Below are 16,990 nucleotides of genomic sequence, written 5' to 3'. Positions count from 1 at the left end.
AACAGCTAAATTAATATAATTTTAGTTGATGTCTTTAAACCAACTGATTATTGCGAAAACTTTTATCGTAGCTAATTTTGAAGGTATATTAGTAAATAGAAAGTTTTTTGTTCTGTTGAACAATGCCTCAAAGAAATAGTCGGTCGATAATGAATTTTTCTTAGTTTTCTTCATTGTCTTCCTCCTCTCCTCCTTCTTCTTCATCTGTATCTACAATAGTAAGTTCATCTATTTTAGAGAAGATAAAATCTCTATTAATATGGCTCACATCATTAAGTGTTAAAGCAGATTCGTATAACTTTTTAGCTTTTTTGGTCTTACCAACTTTTTCTGAATATTGAGCGAGGTAGTATGTTCCCAATAATGATTCTGGATTTAATTTTTTCGCCAGTTTTCCTATTTTCTCTAAAGACTCTAAATCGTTACGTTGCTCGGCAACTTTAACTACTTTTTCAAATTCTTCTTCTGTGATTGGTTTTTTTATTCCGAATAACTCTTCAATCCTATCGTATCTATCTACCAAATACTTGTCTAAAGTCCCTTCATAAGTCAATACTTTTTCTTCTAGTTCTTTCTCACGGAGTGGTTTGTACAATTCAAAAATCTTGTCAAACGATTTAGCAATTGCACTGTTAACAAGTGTGTAATGCGTATCATTCTTAAAATCATCAAAATAATAAGTTAAATATTGGTTTTTAACTTCTGAAATCTGAGAATTGGCGTTTAAAACAGCTTCTCTTATATAGGGCAGATCTTTATCTGAAGTCGCCATATAATAAAAGATATCATCCTTAAAAAACTCTAATCTTTTACCTAAATAGTCTCTTACAGTACCCGATAAATCTGGACTAATGCATACGTAAGCATTAAATAATGGATCTTCTTTAAATAAATAAGAGTTTATGAAATTGCCCATTAAATCATGGCCGACTGCAACCCTAAACTTACTTGTATTGAACTTTTCATCTAGATAAGGTATTAACTCTTCTGCCACAAAATCGTGAAAACGTAAGCCAGATTCTTTAGGTAAGCCAGTGACCTCATCACAATAGCCATCATAACGTCTTTCGCTACCTTGTACAACACCAACTATTATAGAGCTTGGCATATCATCAAAATAGGTTTGAAAATCTACTTGGCCAGCTATGGGCTCAAATAAATAATCACCATCAAAAACAATAATTAAAGGATATTTAATTTCTGAGGATGGATCGTAATCCTTTGGTAGTTTAATTTTTAGTTGACGAACCGAATTTAGTTTTGATGAATTTATTTCATCATAACTAATCTGAGCGCATAATGGCATGCAAAAAATAAATGCCAGAACTATTAAAATAGTCTTTCTCATTTTTAAGTAGGTTTAGCTTTGGAGTACCAAACATACTAAAATATCGTTAAGTTGTGAATTTTTTTCGATGAACTGCAATTAATCTTTCATCGCATCTTGTATATCGTACATTTTTTCGAGCATCATTTCCTTATCAATATACTGAGAAGGCTCTAGCAATAATCCGGCTTTGTAGCGTAACAGTGCTTTTCTTAGGTTGCCTTCCTTTTCGTGGAACATTCCCATATAATAAGCACTGAGCATAGATTTAGGAAATTCTTTCTTAACCAACCTTGCCAACTTTTCTAAAGATTCTAAATCGTCGCGCTTTTTGCAAGCAGCTGCAATAGCTCTAATGTCATTTTCTATCAATTTCTTTTCAAAACCGTAAAAGTATTCTATGTCTTCGTACTTTTTCATTAAGTAGTCGTACGGTGAGCCTTCATAAGTCAATACTTTTTCATTGTATTCTTTTCCATTAATTGGTTTATATAAAGCAAATATTTCATTTAATGCTTTTGGAATTCCTCTCCCTACCAAAGAATAATGGTTGGCATCTTCAAAATTGTCAAACTTATAGTGTAGTTTGCCATTTTCAATAGATTTTAATTTGGCGTCACATTCTATTATTGAATTTCTTAAAACCTTCAAATCTGCATCTGCCGTTGCCATGTAATAAAATGTTTCTTGCTCTAAAATTGATAAGCGTTGCTGCAATCTTTCTACCATTTGTGGTGCTAAATCTGGGCTCAGGCTTATGTATGCCCTAAACATTGGCTCATCTTTAAACAAGTAGTAGTTGATGTAATTAGCACTCATATCGTGCCCTACAATTACTCTAAATGGAGAGGCTTTGTAATTTTCTTCAATGAAGGGAATCAATTCTGCTCCCATAAATTCGTAGAAATCCGCTCCTTCGTTTATGGGCAAATTTGTCTCTTCAGCATAGAAAAAATCATCTGTTCTAGATGTCGCTTGTTTTACACCCACCACAATGCAATCTGGTATATCTTCCCAATAGGCTTGGTAATCTATATTACCAGCAACTGGCTCAAATAAATAATCCCCATCTAAAACGATAACCAAAGGATAAGTGCGATCCGCTTCTGGATCATAATTTCTTGGCAATTGAATTTTTAATTCACGTTTATCATCAAGCTTATATGAATCTATAGTTTCATAAATTGCTTGTGCTTGGGTATTACATGTGATTAGAAATAATATAACAAGTCTATAAAAATTCTTCATGTTGTAGATTGACTTAAAGTTGAAGCAAGGTAAAAAATATTTTTATACGCTGGTTTTCTTTCTGTTATAGATTGGTAAGTATATCAAAGACAGGCCGCCAAGAACTATAATGACCAAAGTCTGAGAAGACCACATAATCCAACCGAAGGCTCTACTTGGATCTTCTGGTATATTAAACAGCGTAAATGCAATCACTATAGCTTCCGGAAAAGAGCCTATACCTCCATTTGTTGCTGCAATACTGAAACTTGCTAAAATAAAACCTATCAATACACCGGCTAGTGATATGTTGCCCAATTCTGGCAGTGCTAATGTGGTGACATAAAACATAGATAAATACAGTACCCAAATAAATACAGTATAAAAAATAAATGCCCATTTCTTTTTCATTTTAAATATGCTCAATGCACCTTCAATAAGTCCTTTAACAAAGCTTTTTACTTTTAAAGCAAATTTTGAACTGCTTCGCCTTATAAAAAAGTACAATCCTAAAACTAGCAACAACAATATAGCGCCGCCTATAAGCAAAGTTGCGGGATTAAACTTTTCCATAAAGAAACTATAAATGAACTCAAACTCTAAAACGAGGGCTATTCCTATTATTAAGAGTAGCATTAAGGTGTCAGCAACACGTTCTGCTACAATGGTACCAAATCCTTTGTCAAAAGGCACATCTTCATATGTAGTTAATATTGAAGCTCTGGCTACTTCACCTGCTCTTGGTATTGTTAGATTAATAAGGTAAGCTGAATACACAGCCATAAAACTATTGGCAAATTTAGGCCTGTAACCTAATGGTTCTGCCATAAACAACCAACGATAAGCTCTACACACATGACTTAATATTCCTAAACTCACTCCTAAGATTATCCAAAAATAGTCTGCATCCTTAAAATATTGAATAAGTTTTGATACGGATATTTGAGACAATGAATACCATACCAAAACTACTCCTAAGAGCAAGGGCAAAACAACTTTTAGGATGGATTTTGGTGTGCTCAAAAGTTTATTTTAGAAGATTGTTAGCTTCGTTTGGGAACACCAAAGACGGCTTAAAGGTTTTTGCCTCTTTGATGTCCATAAAGGCATACGTAATCAAAATTAAAATATCACCTACAGCTACTTTTCTAGCCGCAGCTCCATTCAGGGTTATTTCTCCACTATTACGAGGGCCAGGAATACAATAGGTTTCTAATCGCTCACCATTGTTGTTATTTACAATCTGAACTTTCTCTCCTTGTATAATATTGGCAGCATCCATTAAATCCTCATCAATAGTTATACTACCAATGTAATTAAGGTCAGCACCTGTACATTTAACGCGATGTATCTTAGATTTTACAACTTGAATTTGCATGGGACTAAGGTAATTAATTTAAGGCGATATTGTCTATAAGTCTTATATCACCTGCATATACAGCTATAAAAGCTCTATAGGTCTTTTTTGTTGATTTTCGTTTTACTGGTTTTAGGGTTTCTGTGTCTGCAATTATAAAATACTCTAGCTCTAAAAGCGGTTGTTGCTTAAATTGCTCTTCTACCCATTCCGTAACTTTTTGAGCACTTTTTGTGCCAAACTTGTTCTTGGCAGATTTTAAGGTTTTATAGATAAATGGAGCTACATTTCTATGGTCTTTTGTCAGCCTTGAGTTTCTAGAGCTCATTGCCAAGCCATCTTTTGCTCTATGGATTGGACAACCTATTACTTTTACAGGTATATTATGTAATTCTACTAGTTTTTTAATGATCTGCAATTGCTGAAAATCTTTTTCACCAAAGTAAGCTCTATCAGGTTTAACAATTTCAAACAAACGCTTTACAATAGTACCTACACCATCAAAATGACCTTCTCTAAAAGCGCCTTCCATTTCGTGCTCTAAGCCATCAAAAGTAAAGGATTGGGATTGTACATTATTGTTGTAAATATCCTCAACGGTTGGTGCATAAACCACAATATTTGTATCACTAACAGTTCTTAAAAGTGACACATCAGCATTTAATGTTCTTGGGTATTTAACAAGATCTTCTTTATTATCAAATTGAGTAGGATTGACAAAAATACTTACTACAACAAAAGCATTGTCATGTAATCCTTTTTCAACCAAAGACAAGTGCCCATTATGAAGCGCACCCATTGTTGGCACAAACCCTATGGAGCTTCCATCTGCCTTAAGGCCATCTACATGACTAGATAATTCGGTTTGATTGTGAAAAATTTTCAACTCTATAACAAAAAATTAACGCGTGCAAACATAATATTTTACTAGCAATCTGCACAAATTTTTGTAATTTTGCATGTTTTTTACTCTTAATTTTCAAAAGCAGTAGATTTATGAAAGATAAACGAATATTGTATGTGTCGTCGGAAGTTGTTCCATATTTACCAGAAACGGAGATTTCTTCAATGTCCTTTGAAGCTCCAAGAATGGTAAACAAACAAGGAGGACAGATACGAATATTTATGCCTCGTTTTGGTAATATTAACGAAAGAAGGCACCAACTTCATGAAGTTATAAGGTTATCTGGTATAAATTTAGTCATCAACGATTTGGATATGCCTTTGATTATTAAGGTAGCTTCTATTCCTAAGGAACGCATTCAGGTTTATTTTATTGATAACGAAGATTATTTTAAGCGCAAAGCTACTTTGACTGACGAGGATGGTAATCTTTTTCCAGATAATGATGAACGTGCTATTTTCTTCGCAAAAGGGGTTATTGAAACAGTAAAAAAGTTAAACTGGGCTCCGGATATTATTCATGTAAATGGATGGCTAGCCTCATTATTACCGCTATATCTTAAAGAATTCTATAAAACTGAACCGTTATTTACTGAAAGTAAAATTGTGACTTCCGTGTACAATCAAACCTTTGACGGAACGTTAGATAAAGGTATGATAGATAAGGTGAAATTCGATAATTTGGACGAAGAAGCTATAAAACCTCTTGAAAAGCCAAATTATATTAATCTAATGAAAATTGCAATTGACAACTCTGATGCTATTATTAGAGGCTCAGAATCATTGCCAAAAGAATTAGACACTTACATTAAAAATTTAACGAAACCTGTTTTAGATTTCCATTCTATTGAAGAATTTGCAGATCCTTACACGGAGTTTTACAAAGAAACTGTGCTTAACAGTTAAATAAACCTATGAAAAAGAACAAATTTGCCCTTCAAATAGCAGTATTTGCACTGATTATAACAAGTTTTATTGCCTGCGATAAGGACTTTTCAACATTAGAATCAGACATTTTAAATGATGATGTTGCAACTAATTTCGATATTCTTTCAGATCAATACGATATCATCACATATACAGATGCATTAGAGCCAGTACAAACCAATGGCCTTGGCCTTAACACTTTAGGTGTTTATGACGATAACACATATGGCAGAACAACATCTAGTTTTGTAACTCAATTAAGCACTACTTTTGGTGCAGATTTTGGAGATGTGGTTAAAATTGACTCTGTTGTATTATATATACCATATTTTGGTTCAATTGAAGAAGTAGATGAGGACGATAATGTAACTTATGAAATAGATTCAGTTCTTGGTAGAGAACCAATAAGATTAAGTTTATTTGAGAGCAACTATTTTATTAGAGATTTTGATCCAAATGCTGAATTTGATGAAACGCAGGCCTATTTTTCAAACAAATCTGCATCAGCAACTGAACCGATTTCTGATGCTGTCTTAGAAGGTACACTATTGCCATTTGTTGATTACAATGAGACAACTGAAGAATTTGATCCAATTGATAATATCATCGAAATTTCTGAAGAAGGATTTGTTTTAACAGGTTTAGATGATGAAGGAGAAACACAAGTAACTCAAAGACAATTTCCTGGTATAAGAGTGCAATTAGACACTACATTTTGGCATAACAAAATTATTGATAAAGAAGGTGATCCAGTTTTAGACAGCCAAAACAACTTTTCAGAATATTTTAGAGGTCTTTATTTTAAAGCTGAGCCCGTAAATGATGATGGCAGTTTTCTTATTCTTAATACTGGTGCACAAACTTCTAATATTACTATTTATTATACCAGATTAACAGCTTCTACTTCGGACGATGAAGATACAACTGAGCAGGCGTCAATAGTTTTAAGTTTTGGTCCCAATAGAATCAATTTTATGGATAATGAATTTACCTCTCCAATTAACGATGGAGATGAGACCAACGGTGATGACAGATTGTTTTTAAAAGGTGGTGAAGGATCCATTGCAAGGATTAAGTTATTTAATGGAGAGGACTTGGATGAAGATGATAACACCATGAATACTTTTGAAACTTGGAAAAGTGAATTTGTAGAAACTGATGAAGACGGTAAGTTTGTTAGAACTAAACGATTGGTTAATGAAGCTAACTTAGTTTTTTATGTGGATCAGAATATGGTAGATGGAAAAGAGCCAGATCGTCTTTTTCTGTATGATATAGATAATAAATCACCGTTGACAGATTTTTTTATTGACCTTACCAATAATAGTTTACCTTCGTTTTCAAAGTTTAACCATCTTGGCCCTTTGCAACGCGTTGATGATGAACCAACTGGAGACGGTATTAAATATAAGTTTAGGATTACAGAGCACATTAATAATATCTTATTAAGAGATTCTACTAATGTTGAATTAGGTTTAGCTGTTTCATTAAATGTTAATTTAGAAGATATATTAGCACAAAGACGAGTACAGACAACTGATGATTCTGAATTTACAACACCAACGAGTTCAATAATAACACCAAGAGGTACAGTATTGCATGGAAACAATACTGAAGATGAAAGTAAAAAAGTGTATTTAGAGATATATTACACAGAACCAAATAACTAAAACATTAACCTATGTGTGGAATTGTTGGATACATTGGCCATAGAGAGGCATATCCTATAGTAATTAAAGGACTTCAAAGACTAGAATATCGTGGTTACGATAGTGCTGGTATCGCTCTTTATGATGGCACCAATATTAAACTTTCAAAAACCAAAGGAAAAGTTTCTGACTTAAAGGAACGTATAGAAAGTGAAATTTCAACCAATGGCACGCTTGGTATTGGCCATACACGTTGGGCAACTCATGGTGTTCCAAATGACGTAAATTCTCATCCACACTATTCCAATTCTGGTGATTTAGTTATAATTCACAATGGGATTATTGAAAATTATGACTCTTTAAAGAAAGAGCTCATTAAGAGAGGTTATACTTTTAAATCAGATACAGACACTGAAGTTTTAGTCAACTTAATAGAAGACGTTAAAAAGAGCGAAAACCTTAAGCTTGGTAAAGCGGTTCAAATTGCATTAAACCAGGTTGTTGGAGCCTATGCTATTGCTGTTTTTGACAAAAACAAACCTAACGAAATTGTAGTTGCCAGACTAGGTAGCCCATTGGCGATAGGTATTGGTGAAGACGAATTCTTTATAGCCAGTGACGCTTCTCCATTTATAGAATACACAAAAAACGCCATTTACCTAGAAGACGAAGAGATGGCGATTGTTAGAAGAGGTAAAGAAGTAAAAGTTAGAAAGATTAAGGATGACGCACTCGTAGATCCTTACGTACAAGAACTTCAGCTTAATCTTGAGCAAATAGAAAAAGGTGGCTATGACCATTTTATGCTTAAGGAAATACACGAGCAACCAGATGCCATCTCCGATACATTTAGAGGTCGTTTGTTAAGTAATGAAGCCATGGTAAAACTTGCTGGTGTGGAGGATAACATGAAAAAGTTTCTTGCTGCTGATCGTATTATCATTGTAGCTTGTGGAACATCTTGGCATGCAGGTTTGGTAGCTGAGTATATTTTTGAAGATTTAGCAAGAATACCTGTTGAAGTAGAATACGCTTCAGAATTTAGATACAGAAATCCTGTTATTACGGAAAAAGATATTGTCATTGCTATTTCACAATCTGGTGAAACCGCAGATACTTTGGCCGCTATTAAATTAGCAAAATCAAAAGGTGCATTTGTATTTGGTGTTTGTAATGTGGTTGGGTCTTCAATTGCAAGAGAGACAGATGCAGGAGCATACACACATGCCGGACCGGAAATTGGAGTAGCCTCAACCAAAGCATTTACAACGCAGATAACTGTACTAACACTAATAGCACTGCGATTGGCAAGAGCAAAAGGCACCATCTCAAGTTCAGAGTTCAGACATCACTTAATTGAATTAGAAACCATACCAAAGAAAGTAGAGGAAGCTTTAAAATCCGATGGTTATATACAAACCGTAGCAGACATCTATAAAGATGCTACCAATTTCTTGTATTTAGGTCGTGGATTCAATTTTCCAGTGGCGTTAGAAGGAGCACTTAAATTAAAAGAAATTTCTTACATTCATGCTGAGGGGTATCCTGCTGCTGAAATGAAGCACGGACCAATTGCTTTAATAGACGAGCAAATGCCTGTGGTTGTTATTGCTACCAAAAAAGGACATTATGAAAAAGTAGTGAGCAATATACAAGAAATTAAATCTAGAAAAGGTAAAATTATCGGCATTGTAACCAAAGGAGACACCAATGTTAAAGAATTAGCAGATCACGTTATTGAAGTTCCTGAAACTCTAGAGTGCCTCTCCCCGTTATTAACAACAATACCGTTACAGTTACTGTCGTATCATATAGCAGTAATGCTTAATAGGAATGTAGATCAACCTAGAAATCTTGCAAAATCGGTTACGGTGGAGTAATATTTGAATATATCACAAATAAAGGCTCAAAAATTGATAATAATACAATTTTTGAGCCTTTATTTTTTTGATATGTACTATGCATGCATAATTTTGTGAAAAATTGTTACCTAATTTTCATATATTTATTTAAATTGCTTTCCTAAAAAATTAACTAATTCTCTAAAATGAAGACAATCTTAAAACTTTTTACATTGCTTTTTGGCGTGGTGTCATTTGCTCAAACCACCGTTAAAGGTAAGGTTACTGACAACACAGGATTACCTTTACCTGGTGCAAACATTGTAGTCGTAGGCACCAGTTCTGGTACCGTATCCGATTTTGATGGTGACTACACATTAACTGTAGATCTAGACCCTCCATTTTCAATTCGCATCAGCTATACAGGCTTTGAAGCACAAACAATTGAAATAACATCAAACAACCAAACAGTAGACGTGACTCTTGAAGAAGGAAACACTCTTGATGAAGTGGTAATTTCTGCATCTCGTACACCAGAACGTATTTTTGAATCACCAGTAACCGTAGAACGCTTCGGATTAAAAGAAATTAAAAATACAGCATCCGTAGATTTTTACGATGGTTTAGAAAACCTAAAAGGTGTAGATATTAATACCAACAGTTTAACCTTTAAGTCTATCAACACGAGAGGTTTCGCAACCTTTGCAAATACGCGTTTTATGCAGTTGGTAGATGGTATGGACAACTCTGCACCAGCTCTTAACTTCCCTCTTGGTAATTTATTAGGTATGACCGAAACAGATGTATTGAGTGTAGAGCTCTTACCTGGAGCTGCTTCTGCACTTTATGGAGCAAATGCATTTAACGGAATTCTTTTTATGCGTAGTAAAAACCCTTTTGACCATACAGGGATTAGCGGTTATATTAAAAGAGGAATTACGTCTCAAGAAGCGGCAGGAGATAATCCATATACCGACTTAGGAATTAGAATGGCTTATAAGTTCAGTGAAAAATTTGCTGCTAAAGTTAATTTTGGATATCTAAAAGGTACTGATTGGTTTGCGGTGAATGATGCTGATAAACTTAACCGTGGATTGACAAGAGAAGATCCAGATTACGACGGTATTAATGTTTATGGTGATGAGGTTAGCACAGATATTAACGACGTAGCCCAAACTTTGGAAGGTCTAGGATTAGCACCTCCAGGATCTTCAGCTCTTGTACCATCCCAAAACGTAAGTAGAACTGGTTATGACGAGAGAGATCTAACCAACTACAATGCAGAAAGCATTAAAGCAGATTGGGGATTATACTTCCGACCTTGGGAAGATGATTTTGAAATTCAGTATGTAGGTAAAGTAGGTTCTGGTAATACGATTTATCAAGGTGCCAACCGTTACAATATTAAGAACTTCTTTTTACAACAACATAAATTAGAAATACGAAACGACAATTTCTTTGTAAGAGGATATGTTACAGAAGATAAAGCGGGTGACTCATACGACATGGTATTCACTGGTATCAATATTAATAGAGCGTGGAAAGATGACCAAACTTGGTTTGGCGAATATGTCGCTGCTTACATAGGGGCTACGTTAGGTGGTGCGACTGATGATCAAGCTCACACCGCAGCAAGAACTCAAGCAGATACAGGACGATATGTCCCTGGTACACCAGAATTTCAAAATGCATTTGAGAGAATTACCAACGACCCAGATTTAAACACTGGTTCTAGATTTCAGGACAACTCTAAAATTTATCATGCAGATGCCAACTATAACTTCGGTGACATGATAGACTTTGCTGAAATTCAAGTCGGTGGATCTTACAGAAGGTATAGGTTAAATTCTTTTGGAACTATATATACTGATAACGATGGTCCTATAAATTATTCTGAAGTTGGTGTCTATACTCAATTACAAAGGTCTTTAGAATTATCTGAAAATGTAGAATTAAAATTAACCGGTTCTGTTAGATATGATAAATCAGAATTATTTGACGGATTTTTCTCTCCGAGATTATCAGCTGGTTTTACTATAAACGAGGATCACAATATTAGAGCATCTTTTCAAACTGGATTTAGAAACCCAACTACACAAGATTTATACATTGGTCTAGACGTTGGTAGAGCTATATTAGTTGGTGGTGCTCCAGACAACCCAGCTAGAGATGTTAGAAATTATGACTTAAGTCCTAATGGTACAGCCATAACTGGTCAGTCTAATATAGATTTTGATGGTACTGGAGCCTACAACAACTCATTCTTTGCAAATTCTGTCTCTAGTTTTGGTGAATCTATGAATCCTGCAGATTTAGAAATAGCAAATTCTAATTTGGCACAACCAGAACAAGTTAGTTCATTTGAGCTAGGTTATCGTGGTAAACTAGACGGAGTTATTATTGATGCTTCCGCTTACTACAATAAATACCAAGACTTCTTAGCAAATGAGACTGTGATTGCTCCTTTTTATGGTGATGTACAGTTAACAGAAACATTGCCAGGCGGAACTCCACTAGCAGTTGCCGCAATCGCAAATGGAGACTTCCAAGCTTATCAGACCTATACTAATTCAGATGAAGAGGTTAATTCATATGGAGCCGCAATTCAAGTATCCACCAAAGTATTAGGCGATTTTGATTTAAGTGCTAATTATACATATGCAAAACTAGATTTTGATGTTAACCAGAATCCAGATTTTAGAACTAACTTTAACACACCTGAGCATAAAGTAAAAGCCTCGTTTGGTAATACTGAGTTATTTAAAAACTTTGGTTTTAACGTGTCTTGGAGATGGAGTGACAATTACTTCTGGGAAGCCTCTTTCGGTGACGGTGAAGTTCCTGCATACCATGTATTGGACGCACAAGTAAACTTTAGAGTACCAAGTTTAAAATCAACCTTTAAAGCTGGTGCTACCAATTTGTTACAAGATGAATATTTTACAGCCTTTGGAACAGGTCTAATAGGATCTCAATACTACGTTTCTTGGACTATCAACAATCTATAATAACGGCAAAGACAAACATAAAATGAAGAAACTAAAATATATAACGCTATCACTGCTTACATTAGGTATGGTAGCTTGCGAGAATGAACTCGTACAAGACTTAAGAGATAGAGCAAATACTAATGACGAACCATTACCAGAATTAACGGCAGGCTCAGCAGACTTCTCTAATTATGTTGCTGTTGGCGCCTCATTTACTGCTGGCTTTACAGACAACGCACTTTTCATTGCCGCACAAGAAAATTCATTTCCAAATATCATGGCGAATAAATTTGCGCTTGCTGGTGGAGGTACCTTTACACAGCCAATGATGAATGACAACTTTGGTGGTTTAGCAGTTGGCGGAATGAGAATTACAGACCCAAGGTTGGTTTTTGGTGGTGCAGGCCCTGTTCCACTAGAGACTGTTATTGGTCCTGTAACTGTATCCACAGATATTGCTTTAAACAATCCAACGGGTCCTTTTAATAATTTAGGAGTACCAGGTGCTAAAAGTTTTCATTTAGTGGCGCCAGGTTATGGTAATTTAGCTAATTTCCCAGCGGCTGCAAATCCTTATGCCGTACGTGTTACAGGAAATACACCTGACGCATCTCTACTAGAATTAGCCGTAGCACAAAACCCTACATTTGTGTCCATATCTGAAGTTGGCGGAAACGATGTTTTAGGCTATGCTACAACTGGTGGTGATGGAAGCAATCCCATAACTGATACAGCTACTTTTGATGCTTCTTTAAATGCCTTAGTGTCTGGTTTAACCTCTAATGGAGCCAAAGGTGTTATCGGTAACTTACCAAACATAACGAGTCTATCTCATTTTACAACAGTACCACACAATCCATTAGATCCTTCTAATCCAGATTTTGGCCCATTAATTCCTACATTGAACTCCTTATTTGGTGCTTTAAATGGTGTCTATGCATTCTTGGAATCTCAAGGTGCCATTTATGATGCTGCTGAAAGAACAGTTATATTTTCTGAAACGGAGGCGAGCGCAGTGGTAATTGTAGACGAAAACTTAACCAATATATCTACCTTAATAACCGATACTTTATTGGCAAACCCAGCATTCCCTACTTTTTTAGCACAATTTGGATTACCACCAGAAGCCGCACCACAAGTTGCTGGATTGTTAGGTCTTGTATATGGTCAATCTAGACAAGCAACTGCTGATGATTTGTTTGTATTACCAAGTTCTTCTGTTATAGGAACAGTCAATGCAGACTTTCTTGCATTTTTACAAAGTCAAGGATTACCTGCTAATGTTGCTGGTCAGTTTGCAGTAGAGGGCGTCACATTGCCATTAGAGGATAAATGGGCGCTATTACCAGAAGAGCAAACTGAAATCGCTACTGCAACCGCAGCCTACAATGCAAGTATATCATCTGTAGCGAGTTCAAATGGTCTAGCGTTAGTAGATCTTAATAGTATACTGGTTGAAGCTTCTACAACTGGAATTATGTTCGACGATTATAATATGAATACTGATTTGGTCTTCGGTGGCTTAGTTAGTTTAGACGGAATACATTTAACAGCTAGAGGTTATGCCTTAATGGCCAATAGTTTCTTAAAGGCAATTGATGCAACTTATGGGTCAAACTTTGAAGCTTCTGGCAATCTGGCCAAAGCAGGTGATTACCCTACAAACTACTCTCCTACATTACAATAGGATAGCAATATTTATACATCTAAAAACACGCTTTTATAAAGCGTGTTTTTTTATTTAAAAAAAGGCCCATTTTTTTAAATAAAACTATATCTTTGCAGCGCAAAAAACACACCTATTTAACTTGTTTAGGTGACTTGTTTTTTCATATTTAAATTATTGCAAAACAAAAACATATAAGTAATGTCAAAAGTTACAGGTAAAGTTGCACAAATTGTAGGTCCGGTTATCGATGTAGAATTCGCTACTGGCGCAGAACTTCCAAAGATTTATGATTCGTTAGAAATTAATAACCCAGATGGTACTAAATTAGTATTAGAAGTACAATCTCACATTGGTGAAGATACAGTGCGTACAATTGCTATGGACTCTTCAGATGGTTTAAGTAGAGGGACAGAAGTTACTGCTACTGGTGCTCCAATCCAAATGCCAATTGGTGAAGATGTTTACGGACGTCTTTTTAATGTAATTGGTGATGCTATTGATGGATTAGGTGATTTGCCTAAAGCTGGTGATGCAGGTTTGCCTATTCACAGACAGGCGCCTAAATTCGAAGATTTATCAACGTCTACCGAAGTTTTATTTACTGGTATTAAAGTAATCGACTTAATTGAGCCTTATGCAAAAGGTGGTAAGATTGGATTATTTGGTGGTGCTGGTGTAGGTAAAACAGTATTGATTCAGGAGTTGATTAACAATATTGCAAAAGGTCACGGTGGTCTTTCTGTATTTGCAGGTGTTGGTGAAAGAACACGTGAAGGAAACGATTTACTTCGTGAGATGTTAGAGTCTGGAATTATCAAGTATGGTGATGACTTTATGCACTCAATGGAAGAAGGTGGATGGGATCTTCAAAAGGTAGATAAGAAAGCCATGTTAGATTCTAAAGCAACGTTTGTATTCGGACAAATGAATGAGCCTCCTGGAGCTCGTGCTCGTGTGGCATTATCTGGTTTGACTATCGCTGAGTATTTCCGTGATGGTGCTGGTGATGGACAAGGTAAAGATGTACTTTTCTTCGTAGATAACATCTTCCGTTTTACACAAGCTGGTTCTGAGGTATCTGCTTTACTTGGTCGTATGCCATCTGCGGTAGGTTACCAACCTACATTAGCAACTGAAATGGGCGCGATGCAAGAGCGTATTACTTCAACAAAGAAAGGATCGATTACATCTGTACAAGCGGTCTACGTACCTGCGGATGATTTAACGGATCCGGCTCCGGCAACTACGTTTGCCCACTTAGATGCAACAACAGTATTATCTCGTAAAATTGCTGAGCTTGGTATTTACCCAGCGGTAGATCCTTTAGATTCTACGTCTAGAATTTTAGCAGCAGATATTTTAGGTGATGAGCATTACGACTGTGCTACTCGTGTAAAAGAGTTATTACAACGTTATAAAGAATTACAAGATATTATTGCAATTCTTGGTATGGAAGAATTATCTGAAGAAGATAAAATGGCTGTAAATAGAGCAAGACGTGTACAACGTTTCTTATCTCAACCATTCCACGTAGCAGAGCAGTTTACTGGTATACCTGGTGTATTGGTAGATATTAAAGAAACGATTAAAGGTTTTAATATGATTATGGATGGTGAGTTAGATCACTTACCAGAAGCAGCATTTAACCTTAAAGGTTCTATTGAAGAAGCTATCGAGGCAGGAGAAAAGATGTTAGCGGAAGCTTAAAAACAGTAAGCAGTATGCAGTATGCAGTATGCAGTCGCTACTAATTACTAAATACTGATTACTAAATACTAAAAAACTATGTATTTAGAAATTGTATCACCTGAAGCAACATTATTTAGTGGAGAAGTAGATTCTGTTACTGTTCCTGGTGTTAATGGTGAGTTCGAAATGTTAAAAGATCACGCTCCTATCGTATCTATTCTTAAAGAAGGACACGTTAAAGTGGCTGGTAATAATATTCAATTAGAAGAAGAGGTTGAAGACAAATTTACCAAGTCAGATAAAGGTGTTTGGTTAGCCATCAATTCTGGTACTATTGAAATGAAAGATAATAAGCTAATTGTTTTAGCAGATTAGATTATTTCAACTGAAATATAAAGAACGCGAAGCAGGTGCTTCGCGTTTTTTTTTGCTTTATTATAGCTTACCTAATATCTTGTCCATGACCCAAGCCGTATGCGTTGCGGTTTTTCCAGTGGACGGATGTTGTAAAGTACCATCCAAATGTTTCTTCATGTTTTCTATATGGTATTGTTGAATATGCTTTGGGTTATCAATTACAAATTCTTTAATTCCACCATTTTTGATTAATGTAAGAGGCTCTTCAAGAAATACCGAAAACCTTATTTCCCCATCACTTCCTATAATTTTGACTTTATCTTCGCGCTCATAAGCACCAAAATTCCAAGTACCAGAACCCATAACTCCAGAATGGTGTACCCAAGAACCCGAAACGGCATCTTTTGCTGTATATAATTGCTGTTGGTTACTGCTTATTCCTGAAGCTTCCTTTATATCTCCCAACAAATAAGCAAACAAATCTAGACCGTGGCTTGCCAAATCATCAAAATAACCAGCAGGTGCAATCTTTGCATCGGTTCGCCAATTATAATCTTTTGATTGGTCTTTCTCACTTGGTGTTCTGGTGAGCGTCCAATGAATGTATCGCACATCTCCAATAGCTTGTTCTTCCAATAGAGATTTCACTTTATTGAATCTCGGTAAGGATCTACGGTAATAGGCCACAAACAATGGTAAATTTCGTTTTTCAAAAGCATCACAAATCTGAATACATTCCGTATAATTTGGTGCCATTGGTTTTTCAATACAGCAGATTTTGCCGGCTTCGGCTACTTTCATGGCATAGTAATAATGACTGTCTGGTGGTGTGGCAATATAAACGGCATCAACTTCAGATTCATTAATTAGCTCATCTGCATCATCATAAAAACGCGGTATATTATGTCGTTCAGCATAATTTTGAGCTAAGGCTAAGTTTCTTCGCATCACGGCGACAAGCTCAAAACCTTCGGTCATTTTGTAGGCTGGTCCGCTTTTAACTTCGGTAACGTTGCCGCAACCAATAATTCCCCATTTTATAGCTTGCTTCATC

The 16,990-nt window shown here is 35.6% G+C and carries 13 protein-coding genes; 7 read left to right on the top strand and 6 right to left on the bottom strand.

Going from position 1 to position 16,990, the window contains the following annotated elements:
- Positions 1–160: 160 nt before the first annotated feature.
- The 5 genes from F1003_RS04695 to panC all read right to left on the bottom strand — a co-directional run bounded on the left by F1003_RS04695 (position 161) and on the right by panC (position 4,797).
- Positions 161–1,348 carry an alpha/beta hydrolase gene (locus F1003_RS04695; RefSeq protein WP_155088064.1) on the bottom strand — a complete coding sequence of 396 codons (1,188 nt, stop codon included), beginning with the start codon at positions 1,346–1,348 and terminating at the stop codon, positions 161–163.
- A 78-nt stretch (positions 1,349–1,426) separates the two neighbouring features.
- Complete coding sequence (locus tag F1003_RS04690) at positions 1,427–2,575, bottom strand: alpha/beta hydrolase (protein WP_155088063.1); 1,149 nt, start codon at positions 2,573–2,575, stop codon at positions 1,427–1,429.
- 42 nt (positions 2,576–2,617) lie between these two features.
- The gene (locus tag F1003_RS04685) at positions 2,618–3,577 is read right to left on the bottom strand and encodes a lysylphosphatidylglycerol synthase transmembrane domain-containing protein (protein WP_155088062.1); all 960 of its coding nucleotides are present in this window, start codon (positions 3,575–3,577) and stop codon (positions 2,618–2,620) included.
- A gap of 4 nt (positions 3,578–3,581) precedes the next feature.
- Positions 3,582–3,932 carry an aspartate 1-decarboxylase gene (gene panD / locus F1003_RS04680; RefSeq protein ID WP_155088061.1) on the bottom strand — a complete coding sequence of 117 codons (351 nt, stop codon included), beginning with the start codon at positions 3,930–3,932 and terminating at the stop codon, positions 3,582–3,584.
- Positions 3,933–3,945: 13 nt separating this feature from the next.
- On the bottom strand, positions 3,946–4,797 hold the full coding sequence (panC, locus tag F1003_RS04675) for a pantoate--beta-alanine ligase (RefSeq protein ID WP_155088060.1): 852 nt from the start codon (positions 4,795–4,797) through the stop codon (positions 3,946–3,948).
- 110 nt (positions 4,798–4,907) lie between these two features.
- Here panC and F1003_RS04670 point away from each other — a divergent pair, with 110 nt between their 5' ends.
- The 7 genes from F1003_RS04670 (at position 4,908) to F1003_RS04640 (ending at position 15,954) form a co-directional block, all read left to right on the top strand.
- Positions 4,908–5,720 carry a glycogen/starch synthase gene (locus F1003_RS04670; protein WP_155088059.1) on the top strand — a complete coding sequence of 271 codons (813 nt, stop codon included), beginning with the start codon at positions 4,908–4,910 and terminating at the stop codon, positions 5,718–5,720.
- 8 nt (positions 5,721–5,728) lie between these two features.
- Positions 5,729–7,411 carry a BamH family beta-barrel-assembly machinery protein gene (gene bamH, locus F1003_RS04665; protein ID WP_155088058.1) on the top strand — a complete coding sequence of 561 codons (1,683 nt, stop codon included), beginning with the start codon at positions 5,729–5,731 and terminating at the stop codon, positions 7,409–7,411.
- A gap of 11 nt (positions 7,412–7,422) precedes the next feature.
- The gene (gene glmS / locus F1003_RS04660) at positions 7,423–9,270 is read left to right on the top strand and encodes a glutamine--fructose-6-phosphate transaminase (isomerizing) (RefSeq protein WP_155088057.1); all 1,848 of its coding nucleotides are present in this window, start codon (positions 7,423–7,425) and stop codon (positions 9,268–9,270) included.
- 167 nt (positions 9,271–9,437) lie between these two features.
- Positions 9,438–12,239 carry a TonB-dependent receptor gene (locus tag F1003_RS04655; protein WP_155088056.1) on the top strand — a complete coding sequence of 934 codons (2,802 nt, stop codon included), beginning with the start codon at positions 9,438–9,440 and terminating at the stop codon, positions 12,237–12,239.
- Positions 12,240–12,261: 22 nt separating this feature from the next.
- The gene (locus tag F1003_RS04650; protein WP_155088055.1) at positions 12,262–13,908 is read left to right on the top strand and encodes an SGNH/GDSL hydrolase family protein; all 1,647 of its coding nucleotides are present in this window, start codon (positions 12,262–12,264) and stop codon (positions 13,906–13,908) included.
- A 180-nt stretch (positions 13,909–14,088) separates the two neighbouring features.
- Complete coding sequence (gene atpD / locus F1003_RS04645; RefSeq protein WP_155088054.1) at positions 14,089–15,597, top strand: F0F1 ATP synthase subunit beta; 1,509 nt, start codon at positions 14,089–14,091, stop codon at positions 15,595–15,597.
- Between the two features lie 78 nt (positions 15,598–15,675).
- Positions 15,676–15,954 (top strand): F0F1 ATP synthase subunit delta/epsilon, encoded by a 279-nt coding sequence (locus F1003_RS04640; RefSeq protein ID WP_155088053.1) that lies wholly within the window; start codon positions 15,676–15,678, stop codon positions 15,952–15,954.
- 60 nt (positions 15,955–16,014) lie between these two features.
- On the opposite strand, the gene F1003_RS04635 is transcribed toward F1003_RS04640, so the two are convergent.
- The gene (locus tag F1003_RS04635) at positions 16,015–16,989 is read right to left on the bottom strand and encodes a Gfo/Idh/MocA family protein (RefSeq protein ID WP_155088052.1); all 975 of its coding nucleotides are present in this window, start codon (positions 16,987–16,989) and stop codon (positions 16,015–16,017) included.
- Position 16,990 lies beyond the last annotated feature (1 nt).

The sequence above is a fragment of the Winogradskyella ouciana genome (genome assembly GCF_009709615.1).
GTDB lineage: Bacteria > Bacteroidota > Bacteroidia > Flavobacteriales > Flavobacteriaceae > Winogradskyella > Winogradskyella ouciana.
Note: the sequence above shows the minus strand (reverse complement) of the source record. Positions and strands in the feature narration are given on the sequence as shown.

Bases quoted from the DNA above. Each gene is read 5' to 3' on its own strand.
- bamH (WP_155088058.1), top strand. From the start codon at position 5,729: ATGAAAAAGAACAAATTTGCCCTTCAAATAGCAGTATTTGCACTGATT.
- F1003_RS04670 (WP_155088059.1), top strand. From the start codon at position 4,908: ATGAAAGATAAACGAATATTGTATGTGTCGTCGGAAGTTGTTCCATAT.
- glmS (WP_155088057.1), top strand. From the start codon at position 7,423: ATGTGTGGAATTGTTGGATACATTGGCCATAGAGAGGCATATCCTATA.
- F1003_RS04655 (WP_155088056.1), top strand. From the start codon at position 9,438: ATGAAGACAATCTTAAAACTTTTTACATTGCTTTTTGGCGTGGTGTCA.
- F1003_RS04640 (WP_155088053.1), top strand. From the start codon at position 15,676: ATGTATTTAGAAATTGTATCACCTGAAGCAACATTATTTAGTGGAGAA.
- F1003_RS04695 (WP_155088064.1), bottom strand. From the start codon at position 1,348: ATGAGAAAGACTATTTTAATAGTTCTGGCATTTATTTTTTGCATGCCA.
- F1003_RS04690 (WP_155088063.1), bottom strand. From the start codon at position 2,575: ATGAAGAATTTTTATAGACTTGTTATATTATTTCTAATCACATGTAAT.
- F1003_RS04650 (WP_155088055.1), top strand. From the start codon at position 12,262: ATGAAGAAACTAAAATATATAACGCTATCACTGCTTACATTAGGTATG.
- F1003_RS04635 (WP_155088052.1), bottom strand. From the start codon at position 16,989: ATGAAGCAAGCTATAAAATGGGGAATTATTGGTTGCGGCAACGTTACC.
- panD (WP_155088061.1), bottom strand. From the start codon at position 3,932: ATGCAAATTCAAGTTGTAAAATCTAAGATACATCGCGTTAAATGTACA.
- atpD (WP_155088054.1), top strand. From the start codon at position 14,089: ATGTCAAAAGTTACAGGTAAAGTTGCACAAATTGTAGGTCCGGTTATC.